We start from the raw sequence: 1,338 nt of genomic DNA on the forward strand, positions 1-1,338 counted from the left end.
CGCCTGCACTGATGCAGGCGGGCCGCCGATCCCGGGTGGGCGATACTGGGTTCGAACCAGTGACCTCTTCGGTGTGAACGAAGCGCTCTCCCACTGAGCTAATCGCCCGGGCGCAGGAAGAAGATTACCCCATGTCAGGCGGTGCGTCCGACCACGTCCGGCCGGCGCCGGCGCCCCCGCGCCGGATCACTGGTCCTTGATCTTCCAGGGCATCACGACGCCGAACTTCCAGATGTAGATCCCGACGAGGACGGCCACGATCACCAGGCCGATCACCGTCAGAGTGAGGTTGCGGCGGCGCACCTCGGGGTCGAGCGCCCGCTGGGCCGCCTCGGTGACCTTGCGCTTGGTCCAGCGGAGCACGAGCTGGGCCCAGACGAACTCGGTCGCCCAGATCGCCATGCCGCCGAAGATCACCACCCAGCCGGGCCCGGGCAGCGGAAGCATGACGATGCCCGCGGCCACGACCGCCAGGCCGACCACGAAGACGCCGACCTGCCAGCTCAGATGCAGGGCGCGACGCGCCTTGATGAACTCCGGCGCCTTCGATCCGAGCCCTTGCGCTTCCTGCACCGCGTCAGCCTCCGCCCTCTGCGACGCCACGGCGACATCGCTCGGCTCGTTACTCCCCGTATTCATACGGCCAAACCCTACCGGAGTGAATCCGGTCACCGGAATGGGCGTACATCCCGTACAGGTTCTCGGCCGGATGAGTGTCGTAAAGACACGCAAAACACTCAGAGGGGTTTACAACGGCACCGTAGGTGGCATGTCGATTTCGCCGACGTGCGAATCCCCGAGCGCACACTGAGCGAAAGGCCCTGGCGCTTATGAACACCACGGTCAGCTGCGAGCTGCACCTGCGCCTCGTTGTGTCGAGCGAGTCCTCCCTGCCTGTCCCCGCAGGCCTGCGGTACGACACGGCCGACCCCTACGCCGTGCACGCCACCTTCCACACCGGAGCCGAGGAGACCGTCGAGTGGGTGTTCGCCCGCGACCTCCTCGCCGAGGGGCTGCACAGGCCCACCGGCACCGGCGACGTCCGCGTCTGGCCGTCCCGCAGCCATGGTCAGGGCGTCGTCTGCATCGCCCTGAGTTCCCCGGAGGGAGAAGCCCTGCTGGAGGCCCCCGCGCGGGCCCTGGAGTCCTTCCTGAAGCGGACGGATGCCGCAGTGCCTCCCGGCACGGAGCACCGGCACTTCGATCTGGATCAGGAGCTCTCGCACATCCTGGCGGAGAGCTAGGCCGCCCCTCGAAGCCGCCCGGCGCCGTCCACTCGGGGAGACGGCTCGGGCCAAAACAACCGCATACGGCATGCGCACCGGCGCCGTCACCGTG

2 protein-coding genes and 1 tRNA gene are annotated in these 1,338 nt (G+C 68.1%); 1 reads left to right on the plus strand and 2 read right to left on the minus strand.

Translation table 11 applies throughout. The features are described from left to right. Window positions 1-36: 36 nt before the first annotated feature. Window positions 37-108 (minus strand) — tRNA-Val (locus ACFW2E_RS46985). A 78-nt stretch (window positions 109-186) separates the two neighbouring features. After that, window positions 187-639, minus strand: a complete 453-nt coding sequence (locus ACFW2E_RS46990; protein WP_384478329.1) for a TIGR02611 family protein — start codon at window positions 637-639, stop codon at window positions 187-189. Window positions 640-830: 191 nt separating this feature from the next. On the opposite strand from ACFW2E_RS46990, the gene ACFW2E_RS46995 reads away from it, so the two are divergent. Then, on the plus strand, window positions 831-1,244 hold the full coding sequence (locus ACFW2E_RS46995; protein ID WP_004002642.1) for an SsgA family sporulation/cell division regulator: 414 nt from the start codon (window positions 831-833) through the stop codon (window positions 1,242-1,244). Window positions 1,245-1,338 lie beyond the last annotated feature (94 nt).

The organism is Streptomyces sp. NPDC058964, from assembly GCF_042741275.1.
Classification (GTDB): domain Bacteria; phylum Actinomycetota; class Actinomycetes; order Streptomycetales; family Streptomycetaceae; genus Streptomyces.

What these genes read in the sequence shown, in the direction of transcription:
- ACFW2E_RS46990 (WP_384478329.1), bottom strand. Translation starts at nt 639, where the DNA reads ATGAATACGGGGAGTAACGAGCCGAGCGATGTCGCCGTGGCGTCGCAG.
- ACFW2E_RS46995 (WP_004002642.1), top strand. Translation starts at nt 831, where the DNA reads ATGAACACCACGGTCAGCTGCGAGCTGCACCTGCGCCTCGTTGTGTCG.